General features: G+C 70.8%; 20 protein-coding genes. 8 read left to right on the forward strand and 12 right to left on the reverse strand.

The features are described 5' to 3' along the window. Positions 1 to 115 precede the first annotated feature (115 nt). Positions 116 to 1,321, reverse strand: coding sequence for a tyrosine--tRNA ligase (gene tyrS, locus FB561_RS17640; RefSeq protein ID WP_238334883.1), 1,206 nt, complete (start codon positions 1,319 to 1,321; stop codon positions 116 to 118). 252 nt (positions 1,322 to 1,573) lie between these two features. On the opposite strand from tyrS, the gene idi reads away from it, so the two are divergent. Beyond that, positions 1,574 to 2,146: an isopentenyl-diphosphate Delta-isomerase gene (gene idi, locus FB561_RS17645; protein WP_145807995.1), complete on the forward strand. Its 573-nt coding sequence runs from the start codon at positions 1,574 to 1,576 to the stop codon at positions 2,144 to 2,146. A gap of 106 nt (positions 2,147 to 2,252) precedes the next feature. Here idi and FB561_RS17650 read toward each other — a convergent pair whose 3' ends face one another. From FB561_RS17650 to FB561_RS17675, 6 genes are all read right to left on the reverse strand, one after another. Further along, on the reverse strand, positions 2,253 to 3,311 hold the full coding sequence (locus tag FB561_RS17650) for a 2-dehydropantoate 2-reductase (RefSeq protein WP_337692329.1): 1,059 nt from the start codon (positions 3,309 to 3,311) through the stop codon (positions 2,253 to 2,255). A 787-nt stretch (positions 3,312 to 4,098) separates the two neighbouring features. Next, positions 4,099 to 5,058: an ABC transporter permease gene (locus tag FB561_RS17655; RefSeq protein ID WP_145807999.1), complete on the reverse strand. Its 960-nt coding sequence runs from the start codon at positions 5,056 to 5,058 to the stop codon at positions 4,099 to 4,101. A gap of 12 nt (positions 5,059 to 5,070) precedes the next feature. After that, positions 5,071 to 5,991 (reverse strand): ABC transporter permease, encoded by a 921-nt coding sequence (locus FB561_RS17660; RefSeq protein ID WP_145808001.1) that lies wholly within the window; start codon positions 5,989 to 5,991, stop codon positions 5,071 to 5,073. Then, a complete protein-coding gene (locus FB561_RS17665; protein WP_145808003.1) occupies positions 5,988 to 6,998 on the reverse strand; it encodes an ABC transporter ATP-binding protein in 1,011 nt (336 codons plus the stop codon). The genes FB561_RS17660 and FB561_RS17665 overlap by 4 nt, the downstream gene beginning before the upstream one ends. Beyond that, positions 6,995 to 7,975, reverse strand: coding sequence for an ABC transporter ATP-binding protein (locus tag FB561_RS17670; protein ID WP_145808005.1), 981 nt, complete (start codon positions 7,973 to 7,975; stop codon positions 6,995 to 6,997). The genes FB561_RS17665 and FB561_RS17670 overlap by 4 nt, the downstream gene beginning before the upstream one ends. Before the next feature lie 4 nt (positions 7,976 to 7,979). Further along, positions 7,980 to 9,770 (reverse strand): ABC transporter substrate-binding protein, encoded by a 1,791-nt coding sequence (locus FB561_RS17675; protein WP_145808007.1) that lies wholly within the window; start codon positions 9,768 to 9,770, stop codon positions 7,980 to 7,982. Between the two features lie 166 nt (positions 9,771 to 9,936). Between FB561_RS17675 and FB561_RS17680 the strand changes: the two genes are divergently transcribed. The 3 genes from FB561_RS17680 (at position 9,937) to FB561_RS17690 (ending at position 13,752) form a co-directional block, all read left to right on the forward strand. Beyond that, entirely contained in the window at positions 9,937 to 10,620 is a 684-nt protein-coding gene (locus FB561_RS17680) for a response regulator transcription factor (protein WP_145808009.1), read from the forward strand. A gap of 2 nt (positions 10,621 to 10,622) precedes the next feature. Beyond that, on the forward strand, positions 10,623 to 12,026 hold the full coding sequence (locus tag FB561_RS17685) for a sensor histidine kinase (protein ID WP_145808011.1): 1,404 nt from the start codon (positions 10,623 to 10,625) through the stop codon (positions 12,024 to 12,026). Between the two features lie 127 nt (positions 12,027 to 12,153). After that, complete coding sequence (locus FB561_RS17690) at positions 12,154 to 13,752, forward strand: ABC-F family ATP-binding cassette domain-containing protein (RefSeq protein WP_145808013.1); 1,599 nt, start codon at positions 12,154 to 12,156, stop codon at positions 13,750 to 13,752. A gap of 3 nt (positions 13,753 to 13,755) precedes the next feature. On the opposite strand, the gene FB561_RS17695 is transcribed toward FB561_RS17690, so the two are convergent. After that, entirely contained in the window at positions 13,756 to 14,340 is a 585-nt protein-coding gene (locus FB561_RS17695; RefSeq protein ID WP_145808015.1) for a TetR/AcrR family transcriptional regulator, read from the reverse strand. 53 nt (positions 14,341 to 14,393) lie between these two features. On the opposite strand from FB561_RS17695, the gene FB561_RS17700 reads away from it, so the two are divergent. Beyond that, positions 14,394 to 15,257 (forward strand): SDR family NAD(P)-dependent oxidoreductase, encoded by an 864-nt coding sequence (locus FB561_RS17700; protein ID WP_145808017.1) that lies wholly within the window; start codon positions 14,394 to 14,396, stop codon positions 15,255 to 15,257. Between the two features lie 44 nt (positions 15,258 to 15,301). On the opposite strand, the gene FB561_RS17705 is transcribed toward FB561_RS17700, so the two are convergent. Then, positions 15,302 to 15,586: a DUF1905 domain-containing protein gene (locus FB561_RS17705; protein WP_145808019.1), complete on the reverse strand. Its 285-nt coding sequence runs from the start codon at positions 15,584 to 15,586 to the stop codon at positions 15,302 to 15,304. Positions 15,587 to 15,690: 104 nt separating this feature from the next. On the opposite strand from FB561_RS17705, the gene FB561_RS17710 reads away from it, so the two are divergent. Beyond that, positions 15,691 to 16,209: a GNAT family N-acetyltransferase gene (locus tag FB561_RS17710; RefSeq protein ID WP_145808020.1), complete on the forward strand. Its 519-nt coding sequence runs from the start codon at positions 15,691 to 15,693 to the stop codon at positions 16,207 to 16,209. On the opposite strand, the gene FB561_RS17715 is transcribed toward FB561_RS17710, so the two are convergent. The 3 genes from FB561_RS17715 to FB561_RS17725 are packed head-to-tail and all read right to left on the reverse strand — an operon-like array spanning position 16,163 to position 18,006. Continuing rightward, on the reverse strand, positions 16,163 to 17,155 hold the full coding sequence (locus FB561_RS17715) for a cation diffusion facilitator family transporter (RefSeq protein ID WP_145808022.1): 993 nt from the start codon (positions 17,153 to 17,155) through the stop codon (positions 16,163 to 16,165). The genes FB561_RS17710 and FB561_RS17715 overlap by 47 nt on opposite strands. After that, positions 17,152 to 17,553, reverse strand: a complete 402-nt coding sequence (locus FB561_RS17720) for an ArsR/SmtB family transcription factor (RefSeq protein ID WP_145808024.1) — start codon at positions 17,551 to 17,553, stop codon at positions 17,152 to 17,154. Before FB561_RS17720 ends, FB561_RS17715 begins: the two co-directional genes overlap by 4 nt. A 45-nt stretch (positions 17,554 to 17,598) precedes the next feature. Continuing rightward, entirely contained in the window at positions 17,599 to 18,006 is a 408-nt protein-coding gene (locus FB561_RS17725) for an ester cyclase (RefSeq protein ID WP_145808026.1), read from the reverse strand. Between the two features lie 73 nt (positions 18,007 to 18,079). Between FB561_RS17725 and FB561_RS17730 the strand changes: the two genes are divergently transcribed. Continuing rightward, positions 18,080 to 18,487, forward strand: a complete 408-nt coding sequence (locus FB561_RS17730) for a MarR family winged helix-turn-helix transcriptional regulator (RefSeq protein ID WP_170284691.1) — start codon at positions 18,080 to 18,082, stop codon at positions 18,485 to 18,487. 66 nt (positions 18,488 to 18,553) lie between these two features. Further along, positions 18,554 to 21,658, forward strand: coding sequence for a hypothetical protein (locus FB561_RS17735; RefSeq protein ID WP_145808030.1), 3,105 nt, complete (start codon positions 18,554 to 18,556; stop codon positions 21,656 to 21,658). Positions 21,659 to 21,689: the final 31 nt, after the last annotated feature.

Here is a 21,689-nt window from a genome sequence, read left to right on the forward strand (position 1 = left end):
ACCTCCAGCACTCACCAACTCCGCGGACACCGGCTTCCGCGCACGACTGCACGCTCAGCCTGGCCGTTGATGCGGAGATCGGGGTCGGTTCGTGAGTGCTGGAGGTCCGGGCGTTTCACCTCAGTCGAATGCGGTGCCAGGTGCGGCGGCCGGAGCGGAGGATGGTGTCGGGTTGCAGAGTGGGCTTCTCGTCGGGGTCGGTGGACTTGGTGCCGTCGATCGTGACGGCGCCTTGGCGGATCAGGCGACGGAGTTCGGAGTTGCTGTCGTCCGGCCGCGCCGCTTGGAGGAGTTGCAGCGTGGTCGGGGACGCCGTGCTCACCACGACCGCCGGGATGTCCTCCGGCTCGGCGCGTTCCGAGAAGACGCGGGTGAACGCGTCCAGCTCGGCCCGGGCGGCACCGGCGCCGTGGTACCTCGTGACGACCGCGGCCGCGAGCTGCAGCTTGGCGTCCCGGGCCGCGGGACCACCGACAGCCGCCGAACCACCAAGGGCGGCGACCGTGGACAGCGGCAGCTCGGTGTAGACCCGCGCGTACGTCTCCACCAGGTCGTCGGGCAGGCTCATCAGCTTGCCGAACTTGTCCTTCGGCGAGTCCGTCAGCGCGATGTAGTTCCGCAGCGACTTCGACTGTTTCGGGCCACCGTCGATTCCGGGCGTGATCGTGCTGGTGACGACGACCTGCGGCGCGGCGCCCAGGCGTTGCTGGAAGTGCCGGCCGAGTTGCTCGTTGAACAGCTGGTCCGACCCGACGATGGTGAGGTCGCTCTTCATCGCGAAACTGTCGTACCCCTGCAGCACCGGGTAGGTCAGTTCGTGCAGCGCGATCTCCCGCCCGGCCGCGATCCGGGCCCGGAACATGTCCCGCGCGACCAGCTGCGCGTGCGTCACCTGGCTGAACAGCCCGAGCAACGTGGCCACGTCCATCCCGCCGTACCACTCGGAGTTGCGCCGGACCTCGAACACGGCCGGGTCGGTCCGCAGTACCAGCGCCACCTGGTCCAGGAACGCGGCCGCGTTCACCTCGATCTCCTCCGGCGACAGCGTCGGCCGGGTCTCGCTGCGCCCGGTCGGGTCGCCGATCCGGGTGGTCAGGTCGCCGAGCAGGAACACCACCTTGTGGCCGAGATCCTGCAGCCCGCGCATCATCCACAGGTTCACCGCGTGACCGAGGTGGAGTTCGGGCGCGGTGCAGTCCACGCCGTACTTGATCCGCAGCGGCCGGCCGGATCTCAGCCGGTCGAGCAGGTCCTCGGCCCCGATGACGGTGTCGATGGTGCGGCGTAACCGGTCGATCACGGCCTGGGCGTCTTGGATCATCTCTTCCTCTCGTCAACAGGGGCGAGAGGCACCCACCCACGGCAGCCTCCCGGCAAACAAAAGAGGCAGGAACCGGATTGGTTCCCGCCTCGGAGGCTCTGGGTGTGCAGCGTTCGTGGGGACTACAAGACCCCGGCTCCGCCCAGAGCCGGTCGATACACCACGCAACGCTTGGTCACGGGATCAGGCTACCAGCACCGCGATCGGACGCCGCTCGCGCGCGGATCTGGTGCCCCGCACTAACCTTGAGCGATGAACACGGAGAAGGTCGTCCTGCTCGACGAGACCGGGCAGGTGGTCGGCAGCGAGGACAAGGCGGTCGTGCACCACGCCGCCACCCCGTTGCACCTGGCCTTCTCCAGCTACGTCCTCGACCCGGGCGGCCGCGTCCTGCTGACCCAGCGCGCGCACTCGAAGTCCACCTGGCCGGGCGTCTGGACCAACAGTTGCTGTGGGCATCCACTCCCGGGCGAACCGGTCGCGGCCGCGGTCCGTCGCCGGTTGGCGGACGAGCTCGGCCTGGTCGCCGAGGAGGTCGACCTGGTGCTTCCGGAGTTCCGCTACCGCGCCGAGATGCCGGAGGGGATCGTCGAGAACGAGCTGTGCCCGGTGTACCGGGTACGCACCTCGGGCGATCCGGTCCCGGACCCGGCCGAGGTCGCCGCGTACGAGTGGGTCGACTGGGCGGACGTCGCGGGGCGGCCGGGCCTGTCGCCGTGGTGCCTCCTGCAACTGGCCGAACTGGATCGCCTCGGCCCCGACCCGCTCGACTGGCCGACAGCCGATCCCGCGCTGCTCCCGCCCGCTGCCCGAGTCGGCCTCTGACCGCAGCTGATCAGACGCGGCGGCCGATGCGGTCAGCTCATCAGCAGCGTCGGCAGTTGCTTTCGGTTGAGCAGCTGCGGCGGCCGTTGCGGTCGGCTGTCGGCAGTCAGGCGCGGCGGCCGGTCAGTTCGGCGTACAACGCGTCGCCCGTCCACGGTCTGCGGGAGCCTGATTCGGCCGCGCGGATCAGCTCGACCAGCTTCGCGTTCACCGGGGCCTCCCGCCCGACGGTCGCCGCGAGCTGGACGATCTCGCCGTTCAGATAGTCGATCTCGGTGCGGCGCCTGGCCCGCAGGTCCTCCCACAGCGAACTGCGCGCGTGCGGATCGATCGCCAGCATCTTGCTAGCCAGCCGCCGGAACAGGAAGTCCGGCAACCGCAGCACCGTCGGCAACCGCCGGGCCGGGACCGCCATCAGTTGCGCGGGCTCGATCCCGGCCGCGGCGAGCACGTCGATCGCCTCCGCCTGCGCCGCCGCGACGCACCGCCGGTACGCCCGCTGGGACAACTCGTCGCGCAACGGCAGGTCCGACAACGCGTTGATCGGGTTGTTCAGATTGAGCAGCAGCTTCGCCCACTGCACGGCCACCATGTCCGCGTGCCGGGTGAGCGGCAGCCCAGCACGGCGAAACGCGTCCTCGTACTCGTCCAGCGCGGGGTGATCCTCGACGTCGAGCCCACCCTGCGTGCCCTGGTGGAACACGCCGCCGCCCCGATTCAGCACGTTGAACGGCACCATCCCGGTGATCACCACCTGCTCCGGCAACCGCTCCCGGAGTACCTCCGCGTTGCGAACCCCGTTCTGAAAGCTCACCACGACCACCCCGGGCCGCAGTACGCCGGCCAGCTCCTCCGCCGCACTCGCGGTCGCCGCCGACTTCACCGTGACGAGCACCAGCTCCGCCGAAGCAGCCGCATCCGGCGTCGTCGCGTACCGCACGTCGTCCACGCGCCACTCGGTACCGAGGTAGTCGGTCAGCGTCAGCCCGTACTCCGCAACCTCACCAGCCAGCCGCGGCCGCCCGACGAACCCAACCTCCATGCCGGAAGCAACCAGCCGCCCCCCGACATAACACCCGATCCCCCCGGCCCCATAAACCACCACCGCCACGACCCACCTCCCAACCACCCGTACCCTACGCGCGCCCCCAGCCCACCCCAGCACATCCCGCACCCCAGCACATCCCGCACCCCAGCACATCCCGCACCCCACCCCAGCCGACTTTGGGCACGCACCAGCCGTGTCGCCGTGTCGGAGCTGGCTGGTCGGCGCCCAAAGTCGGCCGATCTCGGGGCCGCTGGCGGGTTGTTTGATGAGTAGCGCGTTGTAACGCGTCATCGATGAAGAAACCCCGTCAGCGATGAACCCGCCAGCGACGGCGCGCCCCCCGCGCTCGCCCTCCGCGCCCGCCCTCCGCGCCCGCCCTCCGCGCTCGCCCTCCGCGCTCGCCCTCCGCGCTCGCCCTCCGCGCTCGCCCTCCGCGCTCGCCCTCCGCGCTCGCCCTCCGCGCTCGCCCTCCGCGCTCGCCCTCCGCGCTCGCCCACCGTGCTCGCCCACCGCGCCTGCTTGGCCGGCTGACTTTGTGCACGTACCAGTCAGTTGCCCGCGCTGGAGCAGGCTGGCTGGTGCTCAAAGTCGCCTCGTCCCTGGGGTCGCTGGCGGGTTGTTCGATGAATGGCGTGTTGCAGCGCGTCATCGGTGAAAGAACCCGTCAGCGACGAAACAACCCGCCAGCGACGGCGTATCGCCACCTCGCCCACTGCCCCTGCCTCGGCCAGGCTGACCTTGTGCCTGTACCGGTCAGGTGCCCGCGCCATAGATGGCTGGTTGGTGCTCAAAGTCGGTCGGCCACGATGCGGCAGCGGGTGCGGCCGACAGCGGGTCCGGCCGGCAGCGGCTGCGGTTGGCCGTGGAGGTGGGGTGGTGGTTGTGGGTGGTGGGGTGGTTGGGGTCAGTGGAGGCGGACTCGGGGGTCTAGGACGGCGTAGACGATGTCGACGGCGATGTTGGCGACGACTACCGCGGCCGAGGCGAAGAGGACGATGCCGATGATGACCGGGAGGTCCTGCTGGTTGATCGCGGTGACCGCGGTCTGGCCCAGACCCGGCAGGCTGAAGACCGTTTCGGTCACCACCACCCCACCGATCAGCTGGCCCAGATCGATCCCGAACTGCGTCACCACCGGCGTCAACGCACTCCGCAGACCGTGTCGCACGATCACCCGGCTCTCCCGCAGCCCCTTGGAACGCGCCGTCCTGATGTAGTCCTCCCCGAGAACGTCCAGCATCGACCCCCGCGTCAACCGCGTATACGTTGCCGCAAGCAACAACGCGAGCGCGATCCACGGCAACACCAAGTGCTGGAACCACGGCCCGAACCCTTGCGCGAGCGGCGAGTACCCACCGGCCGGGAACCACTGGTACCCCGCCAGAGTCAGCCGGAAGTACAAGAAGTACAGCAGCAACAAGCCGAGCAGGAACGACGGGAACGAGTAGAAGAACAACGAGAACAGCGTCAGCCCGCGATCCGCCAGCGAGCGCGGCCGGATCGCCGAGACCACGCCGTTGAACACGCCGAGCAGCAACCACAGGACCGCGGCACCGAGAGCGAGCGAGAGCGTGATCGGCAGGGCCTGGCCGATGATCGTCGTGACCGGCACCTGGTGGTAGTAGTCGTAGCCGAGGTTGCCGTGCAGGGCGTTCTCGACGAACTTCAGGTACTGCTTCCAGACCGGCAGGTCGAGGCCGAGCCGGTGTTCGATCAGCGCGATGGTCTCCGGGGTCGCCTGCCGGCCGGCCAGCGTCTGCGCGACGTTGCGGGGCGCGACGAAGAACAGGGCGAACACCGCCATCGTGATCAGCCAGAGCACCAGCAGCCCGTGGCCGAGCCGGCGGAGCAGGAAGACAAGCATCGGTCACCCTCCTCAGAGCCGGTCGGCGCGCGGGTCGAAGGCGTCCCGGACCCCGTCGCCGAAGAGGTTGAACGCGAGCGTGGTCACCAGCAGCGCCAGCCCGGGGAAGAAGATGAACCACCAGGCGGTGGTGTAGTAGTTCTGCGACGCGCTGATCATGCCGCCCCAGTCCGCGGTCGGCGGCGGCAGCCCGAGACCGAGGAACGACAGCGTCGCCTGGGTCACGATCACCACCGGGACCAGCAGCGTGGTGTAGACGATCACCGGCGCCAGCACGTTCGGCAGGATGTCGACGAACATGATCCGGGTGTCGCTCGACCCCAGCGACCGGGCCGCCTCGACGAACTCGCGTTCGCGCAGCGACAGCACCTGGCCGCGGACGATCCGGGCCACCGAGGCCCAGCTGAAGAACCCGATCACCAGCACCGTGATGCTCAGGCTCGGCCCGGTCACCGACACCAGCGCGATCGCGACCAGCAGGAACGGCACCGACAGCACCACGTCGACCAACCGGGCCAGCACGGTGTCCACCAGACCCCCGAGGAAGCCGGCCGCCAGCCCGAGGACGACGCCGATGGCCACCGTGATCGCGGTCGCCACCACCCCGACGAGCAGCGAGATCCTGGCGCCGTAGGCGATCCGGACCAGGATGTCCCGGCCGAGGTCGTCGGTGCCCAGCCAGAACGTACTGTTCGGGCCCTTCGGCAACCCGTCGGCGGTGAGGCCGATGTCGCGGTACTGCTCGTTCGGCGGGTGCCCGGTGATGTGCGCGAAGACCGGCGCGAACACCGCCATCAACACGATCAGCAGGATCACCCCGAGCGATACCATCGCGACCTTGTCCCGACGCAACCGGCGCAGCGCCAGCATCAACGGGCTGCGGCCCTGGATCGCCGGGGAGGCCGGTTCCACCGCTTCGGCGACCGCGGTCATGACGCCGGCTCCGGTACGGCGGACGCGAGGTCCTCGCCGACGGTCAATGGGAAGAAGCACGCGGTCCGATGCTCCGGCCCGTCGGCCAGGACCGGTTCGAGCGGCGGCTCCTCGGCGGCGCAGTCGGGCCGCGCCTTCGGGCACCGGGTGTGGAACCGGCATCCCGACGGCGGCGCCGTGGCCGAGGGGATGTCGCCCGCCAGGATGATCTGCTCGCGGCTGTCGGCGGTGTCCGGATCGGCCACCGGCAAGGCGGACAGCAGCGCTCGCGTGTACGGGTGCCGGGTCTCGCCGAACAGGTCCGCGGTCGGAGCGAGCTCGACGATCTTGCCCAGGTACATCACCGCGATCCGGTCGCTGACGTGCCGAACGACGGACAGGTCGTGGGTGATGAACACGTACGTCAGGTCGAACTCGCGTTGCAGGTCGGCGAGCAGGTTGATGATCTGGGCCTGGATCGACACGTCCAGCGCGGACACCGGCTCGTCGCAGATCACCAGCTTCGGCCGGAGCGCGAGCGCCCGGGCCACGCCGATCCGTTGCCGCTGTCCGCCGGAGAACTCGGCCGGGAACCGGTTGTAGTGCTCGGGATTCAGCCCGACCAGCTCCATCAGCTCCTGGACCTTCTGCTTCCGCTCGGACCCGCCGGCGATGCCGTGGATCGCGAACGGGTCCCCGATGATCGACCCGACCCGGCGGCGTGGGTTCAGCGAGCTGTACGGGTCCTGGAAGATCACCTGGATCTCCCGGCGGACCGGCCGCAGCTCCCGCCGCGACAAGCCGGTGATGTCCCGGCCGTCGAACCAGACCGAGCCCGACGTCACGTCGTACAACCGGGCGACGCAACGGGCCAGCGTGGACTTGCCGCAGCCGGTCTCGCCGACCAGGCCGAGCGTCTCGCCGCGGCCGACCTCCAGCGACACCCCGTCGACCGCGTGGATCACCTCGCGGCGCTGGGTCGGGAACTCCTTGCGGACGTTCTCGATCCGGAGCAACGGTTCGGTCATGACGCCACCGCCTCTCGTCCGCTGTGGTCCAGCCAGCACGCCGACTGGTGCCGAAGATCGCCGTACACGTCGGTCAGCGGCGGTGTCTCCGCGCGGCACCGGTCGAAGACGTGCGGGCACCGGGCCGCGAACGGACAGCCGGCCGGCGGGTCGATCAGGCTCGGCGGACTGCCCGGGATCGGGGTCAGCCGGTGCCCGCTCTGGGCCGGCAGCGAGGCCAGCAACCCGCGCGTGTACGGGTGGTGGTTGCGGTAGAAGACCTCTCGGCGCGGGGCGCGTTCCATCACCGCGCCCGCGTACATCACGATCACCTCGTCGGACATCTCCGCGACCACGCCGAGGTCGTGCGTGATCAGGATGATCGCGGTCCCGAACTCCTCCTGGAGCCGCCGCATCACCGCCAGTACCTGCGCCTGCACGGTGACGTCGAGCGCGGTGGTCGGCTCGTCCGCGATCAGCAACGCGGGGTCGAGCGCCATCGCCATCGCGATCATCACGCGTTGCCGCATCCCGCCGGAGAACTGGTGCGGGTAGTCGTCGATGCGCTCGGCCGGCCGCGGGATCCCGACCAGCCCGAGCAGGTCGGCGGCCCGCCGCCGCGCCGCCGATCGGGTGACGTCCTGGTCGTGCGCCTGGATCATCTCGGTGATCTGCCAGCCGACCCGGTACAGCGGATGCAGGCTGGACAGCGGGTCCTGGAAGATCATCCCGATCTGCGCACCGCGGATCCGGCGCAGCGTGGCCGGGTCCGCGGTGATCAGGTCGGTTCCGTCGAAGAACGCCGTCCCGGACACCTCGGCGCCCCGGGTCAGCCCGGTGATGGTCTGGGTGGACACGCTCTTGCCGGACCCCGACTCGCCGACCACGGCCAGGGTGCGGCCGCGGTCGACCGTGAACGACAGGCCCCGGACGGCGCGGACGGTGCCGTCCGGGGTGTCGAAGGAGACCCGCAGGTCGCTGACCTCCAGCAGCGCCATCGGATCAGCCCTGCTTGCCCGCGCTGAGCCAGACGTTGGTCGGGTCGAACATCTGCAGCGACGGCACGAAGGCCGCGTTGTTCACCTGCTCGGCGTGGTAGTTCGCGTTCTTCGGGTTGGTGAGCGGGTAGAACGGCGCGTCGGCCATCACCTGGGCGTCCGCCTTGGCCCACAACTGCGCGGCCTGGTCGGTGTCCGGTGCCGCGATCGCCTGCTTGATCAGCGCGTTCGTCGCCGGGTTCACGTACAGCCCGAAGTTGCTGCCGACCGGCGGGAACGACGGCTCACCGGAGAACAGCGGGTTGAAGAACGACAGCGCCGCGTTCCCGTACCAGTCGGCGCCCCAGCCGGCCAGCGACAGGTCCCACACCCCGCGCTGCGCGACGGTCGGCACCTGCAGGTACTTCACGTAGAAGTCCGCGTTCGGCGACGGGACCCCGACCACCGTGATCCCGATCTTGGACAGGTCCTGCTGGATCGTCTGGAAGGCCTTGCTGCTGCCCTCGGAGGCGTTCCGGTACAGGAACTTCAGGGTCAGGTTCGGGTGCCCGGCCTCGGCGAGCAGTTGCTTGGCCTTGTCCGGGTCGTAGGGGTACGGGTCGATCTGCTGGGAGCCGAGGATGTTGCCCGGGAGCACGTGGGTCAGCGGTGGGTTCACCGTCGGTCCGCCGTACACCTGGATGACGTGGTCACGGTTCAGCGCGTAGCTGATCGCCTGCCGGACCTTCACGTTCGCCAGCGCCTTGTTGTTGTTCGGCGAGGCGGTGTTGTAGACCACGTACGGGTTGCTGGACGCGGTCTCGCCGAGGTTGAGGTTCTTGTCCTTCTTGCTGATCAGGGCCGGCAGCTGCGACGGCGGTGGGCCGACGTCGAACTCCAGGTCCGCGGTCGGCGTCCCGGTCTGCAGCTGCTGCTGGATCGAGTCCTGGCTGACCGTCTCGTTGACCTCGATCTTGTCCACGTAGGCCTTCCGGACCGGGTCGGTGGCGGCGTTCCAGGCCGGGTTGCGCGAGTAGCTGATCGACTTCGTCGGCACCCACTTGTCCACCTTGTACGGACCGTCGGACGGCCACGCGTTGCCCGACTCGGTGCTGGCCGGCAGGTACTTCAGCACCTCGGCCGGAGCCGGCGAGAACGCCGTCAGGGTGAGCATGTCGACGAAGTACGTGGCCGGCTGGGTGAGCTTGAAGACGACCGTGGTGTCGTCCTTCGCGACCACGCCCGGCAACGGCGTGTCGTTGATGTACGCCGCGATCGCGGCCGGCGTCTTGGCCACCTTGGCGAAGCCGTCGGCGAACGACTTGTAGCCGACGATCAGGTCGGCGAAGTCGGGGATCCCGCCGAACGGCTGGACCGGGTTCGCGGTCCGCTTGACGCCGCGGACCAGGTCGGCCGCGGTCACCTGCCGGGCCGGCGAGGTGTTCCACTGCGCGCCCGGGCGGATCTTGATCGTGTACGTCTTCCCGTCCGCGCTGACCCCGCCGTTCGCGGCCGTCGGCAGCTCGGTGGCCAGGTCGGCGACCGGCGTGGTGTTCTTGCCGCCCACCTCACCCGGGTAGGTGAACAGCTGCCGGCTCCACATCCGCAGGTTCAGGTAGCCGACCGAGTAGTAGCTGAGGTTGGGGTCCATGTAGTCCACGTCGCCCGACCCGAGCATGTTCAGCGTGCCGCCCTTGACCGGTTCGGCGGCCGGTGAGCCGCCCGCGGTCGAGGCCCCGTTGCCGGAGCTGCAGGCCGCCAGGGTGAGGGTGAGAGCCGCGACCACGGTCGCGGTCACGTACCGTCTGCTGGCCATTCGTCCTCCTCCGAGACTCGATACCGGTGAAGGTAGGAGCGTTCGGGCCGGCCGGACCCGGAGTCACCGAAGCGTCATGGCCTTGTCATCGAGCCGGCGCGGGCGGATGACGAAGTCATGACAGACGTCATCGGGCCGCGAACGCTTCGGGGGTGACACTGATCGGGTGGCGCACAGCTTGCTGTTGGTGGACGACGAGCCCCGGATCCGCCGGGTACTGCGACTCGCGCTCGAGGACGAGGGCTACCAGATCTCCGAAGCGGGCAACGGACTGGAGGCGCTGGTCGCGTTGCGCCGCGAACCGCCGGACGTGGTGCTGCTCGACCTGATGCTGCCGGACCGGGACGGGTTCGCCGTCTGCCGGGAGATCCGGCGCAGCAGCGACGTCCCGGTGATCATGGTGACCGCGCGGACCGACAGCCACGACGTGGTCGCCGGGCTGGAGGCGGGCGCGGACGACTACGTGACCAAACCACTGGTGGCCAAGGAGCTCTCGGCCCGGATCCGCGCCCTGCTCCGCCGGGTCGAACCGGCCACCACCCCGCAGGCCGACCTGCTCGCGATCGGCGACCTGGAGATCGACGTCCCGGCCGCCGAGGTGCTCCGCGACGGCGAACTGCTGGCGCTGACCCGGACGGAGTTCAAGCTGCTGGTCGAGCTGGCGGTGGCCGAGGGCAAGGTCTGTAGCCGCGAGCACCTGCTGTCCCGGGTCTGGGGGTACGGGTACTTCGGCGACAGCCGGATCGTCGACGTGCACGTCCGCCGGCTGCGGCTGAAGATCGAACGCGACCCGGCCAGTCCGCGGCACCTCGTCACCGCCCGCGGTCTCGGGTACCGACTGGTGAGCTGACGGTGCGCGGCCGGGTCAGCCTGCGGGGGCGGGTGATGCTCGCCTACGGCCTGCTCGCGCTCGGATTCGCGGTCGTGCTCGCGGTGGTCAGCTGGAACGTGGTGTCGAGCCACCTGATCGACCAGCGGATCTCGTCGGCCGAGGTCGAGACCGCCGACAACGCGGCCGCCCTGCACTACGGCATCTTCGGCCCGAGCCGGCCCTGCCGCCCGGTCCGCGAGACCCCGGAGTGCTCCGGTCCGGCCCCGGCCCGGGACGTCGACATCGCCGGGCTGCTCAGCACCCTGCCGTCGACGGACTCGGCCGCGTCGATGGTCTTCTACGACGGCACCTGGTACTCCGCGACCGGCCGGCCGGCCGATCTGCCCGCGGACCTGGTGGCGGCGGTCCGCGCCGACCGGCCGGCGTCCCGGCGGATGGAGGTCAGCGGCCAGCAGGTGCTGGCCGTCGGTGTCCCGCTGTCGCCGCCGGGTGCGGCGTACTTCGAGTGGCACCCGATGACCGCGCTCGACGACACCCTGCGGACGGTGAAGCTCACCCTCGTCGTGGCCGCGATCATGACCGCGCTGCTCGGGCTCGCGGTCGGACGGCTCGCGAGTACGGTCGCGTTGCGGCCGCTGGCGAAGCTGACCGACGTGGCGTCGGAGGTCGCCCGGGGCCAGCTGGACGCGCGGTTGCAGGCCGAGGACGACCGGGACCTCGGCGGGCTGGCACGGTCGTTCAACCAGACGGCGGCGAACCTGCAACGCCGGGTCGCGGCCGACGCCCGGTTCGCCGGGGACGTGAGTCACGAGCTGCGGACGCCGTTGATGACGATGCTGAACTCGATGCAGCTGATCCAGAACCACCGCGACGAACTACCGGCCGTGGTCCGCGAACCGGTCGACCTGCTCGGCGACGACCTGGACCGGTTCCGCCGGCTGGTTGTCGACCTGCTGGAGATCTCTCGCGACGACGGCGGTGACCAGGGCAGCCGCGAGATCGTCCGGATCGCCGACCTGGTCCGCGCCGCCGCCGACGCGACCGCGGGCCGCCAGGTCACCACGGTGGAGCCCGAGGCCGAGCAGCTCACCCTGCAGGCCGACAAGCGCCGCCTGGAACGCGTCGTGGCCAACCTGGTGGAGAACGCCGAGGACCACGCGGGCGGCTGCAAAGGCGTCACGGTCACGGCCGGCGGCCTCGGCGTCGTCATCACCGTCGACGACTCCGGTCCCGGCATCCCGGACGAACACCTGGACCGCATCTTCGAACGGTTCGGCCGCGCCGATCCGACCGGCGGGGGCCGCGGGGTCGGACTCGGGCTCGCGATCGTGGCCCGGCACGTCCAGTGGCATCAGGGCACGATCCAGGCCGGGAAACGCCCCGAAGGCGGCGCCCGGTTCACCGTCGAACTGCCGGCCACCTGAATATTCACGTGCGCCACCGAGCGTCACCTCGTACCGTGGGCGCATGGCTACTTGCCTCTGTGTCTAGCTGACCGACCCGCTTTCGCAGGTGGAGTCCGTCTTCTAGTCATCACGGAGTGTGTTGGTCATGATCACCGTACGCGGTGTCGAACTGCGTTTTGGCGCCCGGCTGTTGCTGGGCGAGGTTACCTTTCACGTCGGTCCCGGCGACCGGGTCGGTCTGGTCGGGCGCAACGGCGCCGGCAAGACCACCCTGTTGCGCACGCTCGCCGGGCAGGAGCGGCCGGCCGCGGGCACGATCCAGGCGACCGGCTCGGTCGGGTATCTGCCGCAGGACCCGAAGGCCGCCGATCCCGCGATCACCGTGACCGCGCGGATCCTGTCCGCCCGCGGCCTCGATGTCGCGGTGGCGCGGTTGCGGAAGGCGGAGGCCGCGATGGCCACCGCGACCGGGGCCGCGCAGGAGCGGGCGATGGCGGCGTACGTCCGGGCCGAGACCGCGTTCCTCGCCGCCGGTGGGTACGCCGCGGAGGCCGAGGCGGCGCGGCTGGCCGCCGGAGTGGGGTTGCCGATGCGGGCGATGGAGCAACCGGTCGGCGAGTTGTCGGGCGGTCAGCGCCGGCGGGTCGAGCTGGCCCGGATCCTGTTCGCCGAGCACGACACGTTGCTGCTGGACGAGCCGACGAACCACCTGGACGCGGACTCCGTGCTCTGGTTGCGGTCCTTCCTGCTCGGCTACCCGGGCGGTCTGATCGTGATCAGCCACGACCGTGAGTTGCTGGCGGCAACGGTCAACCGGGTGTTCCACCTGGACCCGCAGCGGGCCGCGATCGACGTGCACAACACCGGCTGGGCGAAGTACCTCGAGCAGCTGGCAGTGGACGAGCGGCGGCGCGCGCGGGAACGTAGTACGGCGGAACGCAAGGCGGCCGTGCTGCATTCGCAGGCAGCGAAGATGCAGGCCGGCGCCAGCACGGCCGTTGCCGCGCGCAACATGGCGCGCCGGGCCGACAAGCTGCTCGCCGACCTCGAGCCGGTACGCCGCGCCGCCCGCGTCGCGCGGATCCGGCTGCCCGATCCGGTCCCGTCCGGCCGGACCCCACTGAGCGCGACGGGCCTGACGAAGGCGTACGGCGGGCTCCGGGTCCTCACCGGCGTCGACCTGGCCGTGGACCGGGGCAGCCGGGTGGTGATCCTCGGGCTCAACGGTGCCGGGAAGACCACGTTGCTCCGCGTCCTCGCCGGGCAGGAACAGCCTGACGACGGCCGGGTGATCCACGGGCACGGGCTCCGGCTCGGGTACTTCGCGCAGGAGCACGACACGCTCGACCTGGCCGGTACGGTCCGGCAGAACCTCGCCTCGGTGGCCCCCGGGTTGACCGACGGTGAGGTGCGGACCGTCCTCGGGTCGTTCCTCTTCAGCGGGGACGACGCGGACAAACCCGCGCGGGTGCTGTCCGGTGGTGAGAAGACCCGGCTCGCGCTGGCCGGCCTGGTCCACTCGGGCGCGAACGTGCTGCTGCTGGACGAGCCGACGAACAACCTCGACCCGGCCTCCCGCGACGAGGTGCTCGGCGCGGTCGGCTCGTACCCGGGCGCGATCGTCATGGTCACCCACGACGAGGGCGCCATCGAGGCCCTCCGGCCGGACCGGGTGCTGCTGCTCCCGGACGCGACCGAGGACCTGTGGTCCGACGAGTACCTCGAACTGGTCTCGCTGGCCTGAGGGTCAGGGCGCCGGCGGGGCGAGGGCGCGGACGACGACAGCGGTGAGCTCGTCCGCGTACGCCTCGTCGAACGGGTGGGTGCGCAGGATCCAGCGGTGGTAGATCGGCCCGAAGATCACCTCGACGGCGACGTCCAGGTCGAGTCCGGCGGCGACCTGCCCCGCCTCCTGCGCGGCCACCAGCCGGCGTCGGGTGGCGGCGAGCTGGGGGCGGAGCATCCGGGTCAGCACCGACTCGCTGAGGGCCGGGTCGTGCTGCATGTCGATCATCAGTGCCCGCAGCGTCGCCGACGTGTCCTCGTCGGCGAACGCGGCGATCGTTGCCCGCAGCACCAGGCGCAGGTCGGCCGTGAGATCGCCGGTGTCGGGCCACTCGACGTCCGGTTGCTCGGCGATCAGGGCGTCGAGCACGACCGCGCCCTTCGACGGCCACCAGCGGTAGATCGTCTGCTTGCCGACCCCGGCCCGTGCCGCGATGCCCTCGATGGTGGTCCTCGCGTAGCCGAGCTCGGCGACCGCAGCGGCGGCCGCGGTAAGGATCGCGCTGTGGGCCCGGTCGCTGCGCCGGCGCTGGTCTGGACTTTTCATAGGCGAGACGATACGGTCCGTCTCGTTGAAGTTCAAGCGGAGAGGTCGAGCAGATGAGACTGTGGTTGATCACCGGGGCCGGCCGGGGGTTGGGGCGCGCGTTCGCCGAGGCGGCGCTGGAGCGGGGTGACCGGGTGGTCGCGACGATCCGCCGGGACGGGGTGCTCGACGACCTGGTCAAGGAGTACGGCGACCGGGTGGTGCCACGCCGGCTCGACGTCGGGTCCCGCGCCGACGTGGCGGCGGTGGTGGCCGACGTGGTCGCCACTGTGGGCACGCCGGACGTGGTCGTGAACAACGCCGGGTACGGGCTGGTCGGTGCGGTCGAGGAGTTGTCCGAGGCGGAGCTGCGGGCCCAGTTCGACGTGAACCTGTACGGCGCGGTCTGGGTGAGCCAGGCCGTGCTGCCGGCGATGCGGGCGCGCGGATCCGGGCGGATCGTGCAGGTGTCCAGCGTGGGCGCGGTCGGGCATCTGCCGTTGTTCGGTGCGTACAACGCGACCAAGTGGGCGCTGGAGGGACTGAGCGCGGCGCTCGCGGACGAGGTCCGGCCGTTCGGGATCGGGGTCCACCTGCTCCAGCTCGGTGGATTCGCGACCGACTGGGCCGGCTCGAGCATGCGCTTCACCACCGCCGACCCGGCGTACGACGGCACCCGCGAGGCGATCCTCGGCCTGCCGTCCTACCCGACCGCCGAGCAGATCGCAGCTGCCGCCGAGTCGGCCCCGGCGGAGTCCGCGGAAGCGGCCGAGGAGTCGCCGGCGGTGGCGGCACAGGCGCTGCTGGCGTTCCTGGACGAGCCGGAACCGGCGCTGCGCAAGGTGATCGGCACCGGCGCACACGCGATGGTGAGTGCCGCGCTGGAGTGGCGCCGCGACGACTACGCCCGCGACCCCGCCTTCACCTGGCCCACCTGAGCCAGGCCCGGCGGCGACCCGGGCCGGCGGTTGCCGGCCCCGGGTCAGAGGCGTTCGTTCAGGTGCACGGTGATCTCGTCGCCGGGATTCTTGCCGAGCCGGTCGCGGAGCTCGCCCTTGACCGGGAGTTTGTGGGTACCGTCGCCGAGCGCCATGAACGAGCTCTCGAACGGCTCCCCGTCCATCGTGCCGCGGACTTTCACCAGCCCGCGGGTCCCGAAGTACTCGGCCGACCCGGGCATCACCAGGTACGTCCAGCCGCCCTTCGCGTCGCTCTTCAGCAGCGGTGCGGTGAACTGCTTGTCCAGCTTGCCGGCCTGCTTGCTCATCTCGGTCTCCTTGTCCGTCGCGGTGCCTTCACCTCACAGGTAGAAGCCGCGCCACCCGTTTCGACATCCTGCACCGAACTTCGGTGCAAATCGTGGATGGCAGGATGAGAAGCGTGGAGATCAGAGCCGGGGGAGCGGCCGACGTGGCCGGCGTGCTGGAGCTGCTGGACGGGGCGACCGAGTGGCTGGTGGCGCAGGGGCGGACCGATCAGTGGGGCACCGAACGGCACTCGGCCAACCCGCGCCGGGTCGAGCAGGTCACCGGATTCGCGGCGGACGGTGGGCTGTGGATCGCCGAACGCGACGGCCGGGCCGTCGGCGCGCTGGCGGTCGGCGCGGCCCTCCCGTACGTCCCGCCCGCCACCGAGCCCGAGCTGTACGTCCGCCTGCTCGTGACGGACCGGGCGGCCAAGGGCACCGGGATCGGCACGGCCCTGCTCGACCACGCCCGCTCCCTCGCGAAGGAGCTGGGCGTCGGGATGCTCCGGGTGGACTGTTTCGCGGGCGGCGACGGTGCCCTGGTCCGGTACTACGAAGGCCAGGGCTTCACCCGCGCGGAAGCGTTCGAGGTACCGGTCAACGACTCCGCGTGGCCGGGTCAGCTGCTGATCCAGCGGCTGTGACCGACTCTGGTACCGGCCGGTGGACGGCGCCGTGCGAGTCGCTGCAGTGAGCCTCGAGGACATCGCCGGTGGCGTGGTCGACCTGCAACGTCGAATGGGTCAGGTGATGCCGGTCGGCGAGGACCGCCTCGATCCGGCCGCGGATCTGGTGGCAGTCCAGGCCCTCGCGGACCAGGATGTGCGCGGACGCGGCCGGTTCGCCCGAGGTGATCTCCCAGACGTGCAGGTCGTGCACCTCGACGACTCCGTCGACGGCGCACAGCTCGGCGCCGAGCGCGGCCGGGTCGAGTCCGGCCGGCGCGGCCTCGAGGAAGATCCGGCCCGAGGCGCGGACCAGATCGATCCCCGCCTTGAGCATCAGCGCGGCGACCACCAGCGCGGCGATCGCGTCGGCCCGGCTGAACCCGGTGAGCAGGACGACCAGCCCGGCCACCGCCGTCGCGATGAAGGCGAACAAATCGTTGAGGATGTGCTGGAACGCGCCTTCGACGTTCAGGCTGGACCGGTTCGCCTTGCTGATCAGCCAGGTCGCCGCGAGGTTCACCACGATCCCGGCCACCCCGGTGATCAGGACCAGCGCGCCCTTCACCTCGGGCGGGTGGATCATCCGCTGCACCGACTCGTACACGAAGAACGCGGCGAGCAGCAGCAGGGTGATCCCGTTCGCCTGGGCGGACAGGATCTCCACCCGCTTGAAGCCGAAGGTGAAACCACCGGCCGGCGGCTTCGCGGAGAGCCGGATCGCCAGCAGCGCGAGCATGATCGCGATCGCGTCGGTCAGCATGTGCGCGGCGTCGGTGATCAGCGCCAGCGACCCGGCCGCCAGCCCGACGACCACCTCGGCGGCCATGAAGCCGAGGATCAGCGCCAGCGCACCGCTCAGCAGCCGCCGGTCCGCACTCGGGTTCGCCGCGTGCCCGTGCCCGTGACCATGACCGGCGCTCACTGGTCCCGCTCCGGGTGGATGGCGTCGGTGTGCTCGGTGTGGGCGACGGCCAGGTCGACGAGCATCCGGACGTGCGCGTCGTCGAGCCGGTAGAACGCCATCCGGCCGTCCCGGCGGACCGAGACGACCCGGTGCGCCCGCAGCAGCCGGAGCGCGTGCGACGTCGCCGACTCGCTCATCCCGGTCACCGCGGCGAGATCGCAGACGCACAGCTCCCCGTCGAGCAGCGCGACGAGCAGCTTCAGCCGGCGCGGGTCGCCGAGCAGCCCGAACACGTCGGCCGTGTCGACGACGTCGTCCTCGGCGGGCATCCTGGCCAGGACGGTCTGCACCCGCTCCGGATCGACCAGCCGGACCGCGCACCCGTCGACGGACTGCACATCTGCAGAACTCTTCATATATCCAAGGTAGGGCACGCCCGCGCCCGCTGTCACGCCGGGTGGTCAGCTGGTGAGTTGGCGCAACAGGCCCAGCATGTCCGGGGCCACCCACTCCTCGGCGACCTGGCCGTCTTCGACCCGGTACAGCTCGAGGCTGGCGAACTCGACCTGCCGCTGGGTCGGCGGGATCTCGAGGAACGGGCCCTGGTGGGTGCCGGCGAAGTGCAGCCGGACCACGACCTGGTCACCGGCGCCGAAGATGTCGTCGATCGTGATCCGCAGGTCGGGGAAGGCGTCCAGCATGTGCTGGGCGCCGGCCCGCCAGGTGTCCCGGCCGAGGCTGGGCTCGGGCCGGCCGGGCTGATGGGCGACGAAGTCCTCGGTCAGGTGCGCGGCGGCCCGGTCCAGGTCGCCACTCGCGAGCAACTTGTACAGTCCCTGCAGCAATTCGACGTTGTCCTGGGTCCTCATCGGCGTCCTTCGATCGGGGTACGATTTAGTGAACATGGTACATGATGAGTCTAGTACACCATCTGGCCGGGAGGTGCTGAACCGGCTGTTCGCGGTGTCGATCCTGATGGCCGACGACATGGCCCGCGGGCTGGCCGCCCGCGGCCTGACCCGGGCCCGGGCCACGGCGCTCTGGGAGATCGCGCGGCACGGTCCGTTGAACCAGCGGCAGCTGGCCGACCGGCTCCAGGTCACTCCGCGGAACGTGACCACGCTGGTCGACGCACTGGAGCAGTCCGGGTTCGTCGTCCGGACCGCGCACGCCGACGACCGCCGCGCCTTGCTGGTGAAGCCGACCCGGAAGGGGTCCGCGGCGGCCCGGCGGATGGACGCCGAGTCCGATCGCCTGGCCGAGGACCTGTTCGGCGATCTGCCGGCCGCGGACGTCGCCACCGTCGACCGTGTCCTCGCCCAGCTGGAGCAACGGCTCAGTACTTCGTAGCCGGTGGCCGGATCACTGGCTGTAACGTCGTGAGGACAGGGGCGATATAGCCAGTGGGGGTCTGTGATGAGCGGATCGACACAGAACGGCGCGCCCGGTCCGGTGGAGTTCGGACGGGTCGGTGGGTACCTCGCGGCCATCGCGGTCCTGTGGCTCGCGCTGAACGAGATCAGCCTGCTCTCCGGCGGTTTCCTCGCGGCCGACGACTCCTCCTGGATGTTCAACACCATGGCCGGCCCGGGCAGCTGGGGTCAGGCCGACGGGTGGCACGCCGTGCTCGACGCCGATCAGTTGCAGCACTGGGGCCGCCTGCTCGCGGCGTACCTCGTGCTCGACTTCGTCTTCATCGTCGTCTACACCAGCGCGCTGTGGCAGCTGGCGCGTTCGTGGGTGCGCTGGCTGGTCGTCGCGCTGGCCGCGTTCGACGTGCTGGAGAACGTCGGCACCATCTGGCTCGGGATCGAGCGGTGCGCCGGCGCCGACTGTGTACCGTCCGCCGGGCCGACGGTCGTCGCGGTGATCACCACGCTCAAGTGGCTGGCCGTGATCGGGTTGCTGATGGCCGGGATCGCGAGGCTGCGGGCGGGCCCGTTGCGGCGGATCTGGCGGGCCGTCTGGATCCAGCGGTTCAGCCTGCTGGCGTTCCTGCCGCTGGCCGCGCTCGCGATCGTGCCGGGCAGCAACGTCTTCGACCAGCTGCCCGACGTCCAGCGCCGCTGGCTCGACGCCCCGATCGGCCTGTGGCACGCGGCCGCGGCCGGACTCGTGTACGCCGTGGTGCTGCTGCCGGCGATCTTCGTGCTCGGCAGGATCCGCGCGGACTGGGCCCAACGCCGCGTCGTCGGCGACGGGTACTGGCCGTTCTGGGACGACCTGGCGCACCAGCGTCCCCGTCGGCAGGACCTGCGGTTGTGGGCCCTCGGACCGGTGCTGTTGTTCGCGGTGGCGTTGGTGATCGCCTTCGCCGAAGGCGGCACCGTTTTCTGGCCACGGCTGGTCGTCTTCTGCGCGATCCCGGTCCTGGTGATGATCGTCTCGGCCCTCGTGTACCGCCACGGCGAGCACAGTCCGCGTCCACTTCGCCCGGTCACCGCGACGTTCCCGCGCGACGTGATGGCGGCCGGAGACGCGATCGCGATCGCCGCCCTCTCGCTGGCCGGGCTCGGCATGGTGCGCGCCTTCACCGGCCTCGCCGCCCTCGAACTCGCCGGCCTCCTCGACGCCTCGTACGTCGTGCCGCCGTGGCTCGCGTTGCTGGTCGGTGCCGCGTTGGCGATCGTGCCGTGGCTGGTGGCGCGTCCGGTGCTGGCCGCGATCGCGACCTGGTCCGGCCGGCCGACACCGGTCCGTCAGTACGTCGGTCGGCTCGCCGAACCGGGTACGGACGTCAACGGCAGTACGGCCGTCCTCGGTGCCCCGCGGAAGGCCTTGCGGATCAGCCTCCTGGTCACGTCGATCGTGCTCTTCCTCTTCCTCGCGGCGTGGCCCCGGCTGGTCGCGGACGGGCTCGGTGTGCTGGCTGCCACGATGCTCGCGCTGACCACGCTGGTGACGATGGTCGGCGTGATCGTGGTCTACGCGCAGGAGCGGCAGCCGCCGGAGATCTTCCAGATCGGGCCGCGGGTGTTCCGGCGCCGGGCGACCCCGATCATCGCGTTGCTGGTGGTCGCGCTGATCCTGACCGGACTGGCCGGTGGCAAGACCGACATCCACCCGGTCACCGCGGCCGGGACGGTCCCGGCCCGGCCGACGATGCGGCAGGCCTTCGACGCCTGGCTCGCGCAGTCCGGCGGGTGCGCGTATCCCGTGGACGCCGGGCTGTCGATCCGGCCGATGCTGATGGTCGCGGCCGAGGGCGGCGGCATCCGGGCGACGTACTGGACCGCGTCCGCCCTGGCGAAGATAGGGGCCACCGGCAACGGATGCGGCCGGCGGGTGGCCTTGTTCTCGGCCGGGGCCAGCGGTGGCGCGCTCGGTGTGACGATCGCGCGGTTCAGCGGCCGCCCGGTGCCCGCGGTCGAGGCGATCGCCGGACACGAGGCCCTCGGCGCCGCTTCGGTCTCCCTGTTGTCGGGTGACCTGCTGGCGAGCGCCGCCGGGCTGCGATTCGACGCGGCCTCGCCGTACCGCACCCCGACCGCGCAACCGCTGGACCGGGCCGAGCTGATGGAGACGACCTGGGAGCATCGACTGGCAGACCTGCGGACCCACTTCCTGCCCGATCAGGTGGACCAGGCGACGTCCGGCGAAGGTGCGGTGACGGGGCAACTGGTACTCACCTCGACCGCGGTCCGGGACGGCTGCAACGCCTTGCTGAGTCAGCTCGATCTGAGTGCGGGCGGCCGGTCGTCCGGCGGCGCGCCCGTCTGCGGCGCGGGGGCCGCGGGCGCGCACAACTACGACCTGCTGGGCCTCTACGGCCGAACGGGGAACCGGTCCGCGAAAGAGTGCCTGGGCAACATTCAGGCGTTGACGGCGGGCTTGCTGGCCAGCCGTTTCCCGTACGTCACGCCGTCCGGGGTGGTCGAGGAGTGCGGCGACCTGCAAGCGGCGCAACTCGTCGACGGCGGGTACACCGACAACACCGGGCTGAGCACGATCGTCGATCTCGCCCCGCTCTGGCTGCCGCTGGTCCGCGCGCACAACGACCAGGTGATTGCCGAGGGCAAGGGTGAGTTCGTGGTCCCGCTGGTCGTGTACGTGGAGAACGGCACCGGCCCGGACTTCAGTACCGCGACCCACGACAACGCGCCGCCGGACTCCCGGGTGATCCCGGGGACGCCGGGGGACCAGGCGATCGGCTGGACCCAGATCCCGGAGAGCCTGGTCCCACCGGTGACCAAGCTGTACACGGCCAAGGGCAACGCGACCGCGAGCCGGCCGATGCTCGCCCGCGCGGCCGAGGTGGTGTCGCCCGGCGGGTTGTGCACGGACGCGCCGCAGTGCCGGCAGCTGCGGACCGACCCGCGCGTAGCCGGCCGGGTGTTCGTGGTCCACCAGAGCACCCAGCCGTCGCTGTCCGCACCGCTCGGCTGGACCCTGTCGAAGGCCAGCCAGCAGGACCTCACCGACGACCTCCGTGCCGCCCTCGTCCCGTGCGGTCCTGGCTGCGCCGGCTTCGCCACCTTGGGCGACCTGATCGCCACGCTCACCCCGGCCGGCCCCAACTGACCGGGACGTCGCGAGGCCGGTTCCTGACGCG

This window comes from Kribbella amoyensis, assembly GCF_007828865.1.
Classification (GTDB): Bacteria; Actinomycetota; Actinomycetes; order Propionibacteriales; family Kribbellaceae; genus Kribbella; species Kribbella amoyensis.